The organism is Anaeromyxobacter soli, from assembly GCF_022808855.1.
Classification (GTDB): Bacteria; Myxococcota; Myxococcia; order Myxococcales; family Anaeromyxobacteraceae; genus Anaeromyxobacter; species Anaeromyxobacter soli.
In genome coordinates this window covers 19768-27521 of record NZ_JAKZLF010000047.1, presented here as the reverse complement: position 1 = coordinate 27521, position 7754 = coordinate 19768, and the positions used below count along the sequence as shown (strand labels likewise).

Annotated in this window: 9 protein-coding genes; 4 read left to right on the top strand and 5 right to left on the bottom strand. The window is 71.7% G+C overall.

The window, feature by feature from the left end; translation table 11 throughout:
* Both MLV88_RS21885 and MLV88_RS21880 read left to right on the top strand, forming a co-directional pair.
* Positions 1-110 (top strand): transposase (locus MLV88_RS21885; RefSeq protein WP_242337485.1); only part of this gene is annotated, 110 nt, incomplete at its 5' end.
* 1167 nt (positions 111-1277) lie between these two features.
* Positions 1278-2099 carry a class I SAM-dependent methyltransferase gene (locus MLV88_RS21880; RefSeq protein ID WP_242355230.1) on the top strand — a complete coding sequence of 274 codons (822 nt, stop codon included), beginning with the start codon at positions 1278-1280 and terminating at the stop codon, positions 2097-2099.
* Between the two features lie 183 nt (positions 2100-2282).
* Here MLV88_RS21880 and MLV88_RS21875 read toward each other — a convergent pair whose 3' ends face one another.
* Together MLV88_RS21875 and MLV88_RS21870 are read right to left on the bottom strand one after the other, a co-directional pair.
* Positions 2283-4178, bottom strand: a complete 1896-nt coding sequence (locus MLV88_RS21875; protein ID WP_243338684.1) for a cytochrome c3 family protein — start codon at positions 4176-4178, stop codon at positions 2283-2285.
* Positions 4179-4235: 57 nt separating this feature from the next.
* Positions 4236-4583: a hypothetical protein gene (locus MLV88_RS21870; RefSeq protein ID WP_242339911.1), complete on the bottom strand. Its 348-nt coding sequence runs from the start codon at positions 4581-4583 to the stop codon at positions 4236-4238.
* A 223-nt stretch (positions 4584-4806) separates the two neighbouring features.
* Between MLV88_RS21870 and MLV88_RS21865 the strand changes: the two genes are divergently transcribed.
* Positions 4807-6228: a sigma-54 interaction domain-containing protein gene (locus tag MLV88_RS21865; RefSeq protein WP_242339910.1), complete on the top strand. Its 1422-nt coding sequence runs from the start codon at positions 4807-4809 to the stop codon at positions 6226-6228.
* A 25-nt stretch (positions 6229-6253) separates the two neighbouring features.
* Here the strand turns inward: MLV88_RS21865 and MLV88_RS21860 are convergent, their stop codons facing one another.
* Genes MLV88_RS21860 through MLV88_RS21850 form a run of 3 tightly spaced genes read right to left on the bottom strand, consistent with a single transcriptional unit; the run spans position 6254 to position 7195 of the window.
* Positions 6254-6514 carry a DUF5985 family protein gene (locus MLV88_RS21860; RefSeq protein ID WP_242339909.1) on the bottom strand — a complete coding sequence of 87 codons (261 nt, stop codon included), beginning with the start codon at positions 6512-6514 and terminating at the stop codon, positions 6254-6256.
* Positions 6511-6768 carry a DUF5985 family protein gene (locus tag MLV88_RS21855; RefSeq protein ID WP_242339908.1) on the bottom strand — a complete coding sequence of 86 codons (258 nt, stop codon included), beginning with the start codon at positions 6766-6768 and terminating at the stop codon, positions 6511-6513. The genes MLV88_RS21860 and MLV88_RS21855 overlap by 4 nt, the downstream gene beginning before the upstream one ends.
* On the bottom strand, positions 6761-7195 hold the full coding sequence (locus MLV88_RS21850) for a hypothetical protein (protein WP_242339907.1): 435 nt from the start codon (positions 7193-7195) through the stop codon (positions 6761-6763). The genes MLV88_RS21855 and MLV88_RS21850 overlap by 8 nt, the downstream gene beginning before the upstream one ends.
* Before the next feature lie 182 nt (positions 7196-7377).
* Between MLV88_RS21850 and MLV88_RS21845 the strand changes: the two genes are divergently transcribed.
* On the top strand, positions 7378-7749 hold the full coding sequence (locus MLV88_RS21845; protein ID WP_242339906.1) for a hypothetical protein: 372 nt from the start codon (positions 7378-7380) through the stop codon (positions 7747-7749).
* Positions 7750-7754: the final 5 nt, after the last annotated feature.

Below are 7754 nucleotides of genomic sequence, written 5' to 3'. Positions count from 1 at the left end.
AGGCCTATCGGATCGACTACAACGAGGTGCGGCCGCACAGCTCGCTGGACAACCAGACGCCGAACGGCTTTGCTCGCAGTATCACCGGACTCACGAAGCTAGCCGTCTAGAGTCGGGGGGCAGGTCAGGCGTTGTTGTCGCTGCAGCTCGACCCCGTCGCGGCGATGTGCGAAACGACGCCCGTCGCAGGATCGCAGCGGTCATTCGTGCACGCATTCCCATCGTCCACCGCCTTCGCAGTTCCGACGCACTGCCCTGACGCGTTGCACGCGTCGCTCAGCGTACAGGCATTCGCGTCACTGCATGCCAAGCCCGTGGCTGCAACGTGACTGACGCTTCCCGTCGCCGGGTCGCATGTGTCATTCGTACATGGATTTCCGTCGTCGATTGGCTTTGGAGTCCCGACGCACTGCGCGGAAGCGTTGCAGGAGTCATTGAGGGTGCAGCCATTATTGTCGCTACAGGCCAGACCGGTAGCAGGTGGGTGAGTGACGCCGCCGGTCGCCGGATCGCATGTGTCGGTCGTGCATGAGTTTCCGTCGTCGATATTCTTGACCGGATGCGTGCATTGCCCATTCGTCCACAGATCATCCGTGCACGCATTGCTGTCTGCGTAGCATGCGCACGTACACGAGCCCCACAGATTGGAGTTCCAGATCGGGTCGGCGCCACAGGTCTGGTTAGCGTAGACGCAGCTCGTCAGCGTGCAACTGCGGGTTGCGCCAAGCGTGCACGACGTCCTGCATACACAGTCTTCCCAATAACCGTCGAGACACGTCTGCTGCGCGGAGTCACACCCTGGTATTGCGCAGGACCTCGTGGAACCGTTCGGACAGATTGCGTCGACAAGGTATGCCAACTGTACGGCAATCAGGGATGCAATCATGTCATCCTCGCGCTCGGTGCGCCCCGATGCGGCCGATCCACGATTAGTGGTGACACTCCTTGTACGTGTCGCGTGTTCTGGAGTCAAGCGAGCGCAGGAAGCGATTTCGCCGACGGTGATGTTTATTGCGTGACGCCGGTTCGGACCCGAAGTGCTAGGGCCGGTCGACGACTCAGGAATCGCTTGTCTTGATGCGAGCGGCACCAGACCGACCGCGCCCTGAAGCGCCGGCAAGTGCTGCCGCTGGCGCCGACGGCGAAGGGCGAACCGCCGGCTATTGGCACCGGCCGACCGCGCCGCGAACGACCCCCGCCCGGGAGTAGCGCCCCCCACCCGCCTCCGAAACGACGATGCTCCGGACGGCCGAGCGTCGGCGCCCGGGGTCTGGAAGATGCCTGACGAGCGATCGGTGCACGACGTGTGGGCGGTGGGAGCGGCGTACGAGGCGTACGTCGGCCGCTGGAGCCGGCTCGTCGCGCGCGAGTTCGTCGGCTGGCTCCGCGTACCGCCTCGCCGGCGCTGGCTCGACGTCGGGTGCGGCGCGGGCGCTCTCGTCGAGGCGATCACCGAAGGTGCCGAGCCGAGCGCGGTGCTGGGGATCGATCGCTCGACGGGGTTCGCCGCGCACGCACGCCGGTCCGTGAAGGACGCGAGGGCCGCGTTCGGAGTCGGGGACGCGCAGGCGCTGCCCGTCGCATCCGCCCGGTTCGACGCCGTCGTCTCCGGGCTCGTCCTGAACTTCGTGCCGGACGCGTCGCGCATGGTCGCTGAGATGGCGCGCGCAGGACGGCCGGGGAGCACCATCGCGCTGTACGTGTGGGACTACGCCGCCGGGATGGAGCTCATGCGCCGGTTCTGGGACGCGGCGAAGGAACGGCATCCCGAGGCGGCCCGCCTCGACGAGGGCGATCGCTTTCCCATCTGCGCGCCCGCGCCGCTCCGGGCGCTGCTCGACGCGGCGGGACTCTCGGGCGTCGCCTCGCGCGCCATCGACGTCCCCATGCACTTTCGCGACTTCGACGACGTGTGGTCCCCGTTCCTCGGCGGGCAGGGCCCGGCGCCGGCGTACGTCATGTCGCTCCCGGAGGACGACCGCGCCGCGCTGCGCGAGGGGTTCCGCCGGATGCTGCCGGTCGAGGCGGATGGATCCATCCTTCTCACCGCTCGCGCATGGGCCGTGCGCGGGTCAAAGGCGGGCAGGAGCGCGCGTTGATTCGCGACCATCGGGGCGCCACGAACTGCCCCGCGTCCCGCTGCTTCCTCGTGCGCGAGGCGACCGCCGCGGTGCCGCAGTCGCCCCGCTGCCAGGCGCGCCGCCCGCGGGGTGACGCTCGCGCGGCCGCGGCAGCGCCGCCCCTCGGAGGAGGCGGCGCTGCGCGCGTCCGCTCTCAGCGGATCAGCCGGTCACGCGGCGGCGGCGCCGCAGGAGCGGCAGCGCCAGGCCGAGGAGCGCGGCGGGCGCGGCGGCCGCGCCGCTCGAGCCGCAGCCACCGGAGCTCTTCTTCACCGTGTCCGTCGTCGGGGGCGGAGGAGCGGGCGGCTGCGGCACGGAGGCCGTGAGCGCCGCGGCGCGCTCCGCCGTGTAGCCCATCGCCGCCCAGTGCGGCTCGTACTGCGGCGCGCCGGTCTCGTCGTAGACCTCGATGAGCTGCTTGCCGAAGAAGAACGCCGACTGAGGAGAGTGGCACTCGGCACAGCCGGCCGAGCCCCACGGTCCGGGCTTCAGCGTGGGGCTCAGCGGATCGCGCTTCGGCACCACGTTGTGGTTCACGGCGAAGTCGTGGCTCTCCGCCACCGGGCTCTCGAAGGACTGGGCCTCGCCGCTCGCGTCGAGGAACCAGACGTGCGGCGCCTTCACGAGCACCGCCTTCGCGGTGACGATCGGCGTCGTGCCGTCCACGTCCGTGGCGCTCGCGATCGCCTGGAGGAACGCCTTGATCTCCGCGCGGGTGTTGAGCTCCGGCTTGCCGTCCCCGTCGTCGTCGGCGAGCGCGAGCCCCCCGACGTACGGGTTCGGCGGCGCGCCGGGCGCCGGCGTCGCCACGGTGCCGGTGAGCGCCTTGCGCACGAGCCGCAGCGGGATCGGGCGGATGCGCGCGTCGAGCCCGTCGCCCGACAGCCAGTCGCCGAACCACGCCGTGAGGAGCGGCTTCACGGTGACGAGCTTCTGCGCCGCCATCGACGGCCCCTTCCACGGCCGGAGCGAGGGGTACCAGCGCGTGAGGTACTCCGTGTGTGGCTTCCCGGTGGCCGGGTCGACCTCGGCCGCCGCCGCGACGAGCTCGGGCAGGTCGCGCGACGGGTCCAGCGGATCGCTGCCGAGGAGCTTCTTGCCGCCGCCGAAGGTGGCGCTCGAGAGCACCGGCGTCTGGACGCCGGTCGAGACCATGTCGAGGAACACCTCGGGGATCTCGGTCACGTCCGCCGAGCTCGCGGCATCCTGCAGATAGCGGATGTGGCAGGCCTGGCAGGCGAGCTTCTCCAGGTGGATCGCGGGCAGGTCCCCGTGGGCCACGGTCGGATCCGGCGCGGACATGCCGGCCGGCGCGCGGCCCTCGAGGTGGCAGCCGGCGCAATCGACCATGCCGCCGTCGAGGTCGTCGCGGACGGAGCCGATGACGATGTCGCCCTTGGCGATCTGGTGGTCCGGGCCGGCGGGGTGGCAGTCCACGCAGCCCAGCCCCGCCGCCTTGTGGACGTCGGTGTCGGCGGTCCACGAGCGGCCGGACTTCTTCCGGTCCGGCGTGGCGTGGCAGAGCCGGCAGTTCTCGTCGCGCACCTTGCGCTCGAGGAAGGTGCCGACGTTGTCGAGCGTGAGCGCCGTGGTGCCGTCCGGCTTCACGCCGCCCGCGGCGTAGTCGATCGTCACGGTCTGCGCCTTCGGCTGCGGCGGCGCGGGCGTGACGAACGTGACCTGCGCGAAGCCGAGCCCGGCCGTGCTCGCCGCGGCGAACGCCGCGACCGGCTGGCCGCTCGCGTCGGTCAGCGCGGCGCCGGCGCCGAGGGTGCCGGTGCGGTTCTTCCAGCTGTAGCCGGGCAGATGGCACAGCAGGCAGTCCGCCTCGGAGACGCCCGTCTTGTTCCAGGCCGCGGCGCCCTTCGCGCCGGTGGCCGGGTTCACGAACCCGTAGTCACCGTCGAGCTGCGGATCCGCGGGAGGGCTGGCGGAGCGGCTGTGGCCGAACACGCTCCCGTCCCAGTAGCGCTGACCTTCGCGGTCGTAGGCGAGCGCCGCGCCGCCCGGATGACAGGCGCCGCACTGCATCGCGAAGAAGAAGGAGGTCTTGTCCATCTCGGTCGAGCTGCGATTCGTCTTTCGAGCCAACTGGCTCGAGTCGGCCGACGGGGGTCACCACTTGCCGTACATGCCGTCCGAGAGCTTCCACCAGGCGCCCGTGCCGATCCCGTAGGTCTGGCCCGCGCCGATGTCGCCCGCGAACGTGTCGGAGACCTGGAGGTCGCCGGCGGCGTTCGTGCGGCCTTGCTGGAAGTGGTAGCCCTGCGTGATCGCCCCGAAGTCGTGGCAGCCGCCGCAGCTCTTCTCGGAGCTGTACGGCCGCGCGCTCGTCGCGACCGGCGTGCCGGCCGCGTCCTTGAGCGTGATGGGGAACGGGTGCGCCGCGTACCCGAGCCCGGGGAGCGCGAGCGCCGCCAGCAGGCCGAGCGCGCGGCTCGCCTTGTGAAGCGTGAGTTCCATGATGAGGACTGCTCCTTTCGATTCGCGCCGCGTTCCGGCGCGCCGGCGGGGCGTTCCGCAAGAGACGCGCCATCGAGGCGCGCTCCCGCGGCATACGGCCGCACGGCCAAGTACCGGGCGCGTATCGGGTTTCCGACCGATGCGGCGACCGCGAGCGGTCTGTTAGTCTCGCCCCGTTCACCCGCCGTTTCCGGTGAACGTTCCCGCAACGCCCCCGGATCCGATGACCTCGACGCCGCCCCTCCCGTTCCTCGGCCTCGGCAGCCTGGAGATGCTCCGCGCGCTCGCCGACGCGCTCCCGGACGCGCTGTTCACGACCGACGAGGAGGGCCTCGTCACCTACTGGAACGCCGCCGCCGAGCGGATCACGGGCTACTCGTCCGACGAGGCCGTCGGCCGCCGCTGCTCCATCCTCGCCGGGGACGCCGTGCGGGGCTGCATGTGCGGCGTCGGGCCGCTGCTCTGTGGGATCGAGGCCCGCGGCAAGAGCACGAAGTGCTGCACCATCCGCACGAAGGACGGCCGAGACCGGCTCATCGTGAAGAACGCGGTCGCGCTCCACGACCAGGCGGGCCGGACCGCGGGCGCGCTCGAGAGCTTCACGGACGTGACGGAGCTCGAGGCGGCCGGCCCGGCGCCTCGCGAGGGCGCGTGCGCGGTCCCGCCCCCCGGCGACCGGGCGGGCCGCGCGGACGCGGAGGGCGACGACCGGCACGGGCTCCTCGGCGACCACCCGCTCATGCGCGAGCTGCGCCGCACGATCTCGCTCGTCGCGCGCTCCGAGGCGACGGTGATGATCCTCGGCGAGAGCGGCGTGGGGAAGGAGCGCGTGGCTGAGGCGATCCACCGCCAGAGCCGGCGCGCCGCGGGCCCGCTCGTGAGGGTCGCCTGCTCCGCGCTCAACGAGAGCCTCCTCGAGAGCGAGCTGTTCGGGCACGTGAAGGGCGCCTTCACCGGGGCCGTGCGCGACCGGCGCGGGCGGTTCCAGGAGGCGAGCGGCGGCACGCTCCTGCTCGACGAGATCGGGGACGTGTCCCCCGCCGTCCAGGTGAAGCTCCTGCGCGTCATCGAGCAGCGCGTGGTGGAGCGGGTCGGCGACTCGCAGCCCATCCCCGTGGACGTGCGGCTCGTCTGCGCGACGCACCGCGACCTGAAGCAGCTGGTCGCGGACGGGCGCTTCCGGGCCGATCTGTACTTCCGCCTCGCGGTGTTCCCGCTCCGCGTCCCGGCGCTCCGCGAGCACCCGGAGGACGTGGGCCCGATCGCGGAGCGGTTCCTCGCGCGCCTCGGCGTGCCGCCACCCACGGCCGGTGCGCTGAGGCTCCTCCATGCCTACGCGTGGCCCGGGAACGTGCGGGAGCTCCAGAACGTCCTGGAGTTCGCCGCGCTGCAGGCCGGCGGCCTCGCGATCGCGCCCGAGCACCTGCCGCGCGACGTCTGCGCCGGGTCGTTCCCGGCCCGCACGCCGGCCGCGACCGATCGGGACGTGATCCTGGGGGCGCTCGCGCGCACCGGCGGAAACCGCGCGCGCGCCGCCGACGCGCTGGGCATCTCCCGGGTCACCCTCTGGAAGCGCATGAAGCGGCTCGGCGTCGTGGCGCCGGACCCGGCCGGCCCCGCCGAGCAGGAGCCGGAGCCGGCCTGACCGCGACCGCCCGCCGTCTCCGGGCTCAGCGCGCCGAGCGCCGGTTCTTGTCCACGATCGCCCAGATGAGGATGAGGAAGGCGACGAGCCGGAGCAGGTAGGTGAGGTGCCGGGTCTCGTCGCTCGGGTTCACCACCCCGAGGGCGGCCCAGTTCAGGGCGAGCACGAAGAACGCCGCCGCGAACCCGGCGAACAGCCGATCGCGGCTCTCGCGCCAGAAGCGCAGGAAGAACAGGCCCGCGACGGCGCAGCCAGCGGCGAGGGCGCCCCAGACGAACTGCATCATTCGGACTCCCACACGAGCCCGAACACGAGCAGGGCGATGCCCACCACCGCCGGCACGGTGCGGACGACCCAGAGGTCCGTGCGCGGGGTGAGGACGAGGTCCACGTAGAGCAGCACGTTGTTGAGCGCGAGCCCCACGAAGCAGAGCGCGCTCCAGAGCATGAGCCGCACCCGCGTCGCGGCGTAGCTCCGCACGAGGAGCGCCGCGCAGACCACGCTCGTGAGCGCGCACAGGAGATAGACCGCCTCAGCCATCTCGCTTCTTCGCCCCCGTCACCCGGAACGCCTCCGCGAACGTGCGCAGCGCGGAGCGCCGGATCCGGCTCATCGCGTTCGCGCTCATGAGGTCGATGACCGCCACCCGGCGCTCCTCGTAGGCGCGCGCCAGCCGGTCGACGACGTCGGCGGTGTCCGCGTCCGCGGGCGCGTAGCGGTGGCTCCGCTCGCTCCCTCTCGTCACCGTGAGGAGCCGCCGTCCCGCGAGCTCGTCGAGCGAGCTCGCCGCCGCCGCGAGCGAGATCTGGAGGGCCTCCGCCACCTGGGCCGCGGTCCACGGCGCCGCCTGCTCGCGATGGAGCAGCAGCAGGATCTCGAGCTGCTCGTAGGAGTCCACGCTCGCGAGCATGAAGGCCTGGATGTCGGGGGCGAGCTCGTCGGACAAAACGGCCGGCAGACTACGCACCCATCCCTATGACGTCAAACGATACCGCGTCGGCCGGCCGGGCGTGCGGCGCTCCGGCCGCGCGGCGATTGTCGAACGGCCGCCTCGTCACGTGTGGGGCGGGACCTCGGCGGGGCGGCCTCTCGGGAACTCGCATGAGGCCGTGCTAAGAAGCCGCACCCTCGATGCCCTGGGAGGCCCCCATGGACGTCAGCCGCCGCGCCCGCTTCATCGAGCACAACGGAAAGCGCATCTACCTCATCGACGCCGAGGGGCTCGGCGCGGACGGCGTCGTCGCGCTCGCCGCGCAGGTCGCGCGGGACGTCCGCTCCCAGCCGCTCGGCTCCGTCCTCACCATCACGAACGCGAAGAACGTCGTCGCGGACATGAAGCTCATCGAGGCGCTCCGCTCGCTGACCGAGGGGAACCGGCCGCACGTGAAGGCGGCGGCGGTGACCGGCCTGTCCGGCATGCACCGCATGGTGTTCAACACCTTGAAGGTCCTCGCGAGGCGCGACTTCCACGTCTTCGAGACCGTGGACCAGGCGAAGGAGTTCCTCTCGAAGGTGGAGTGAACGCG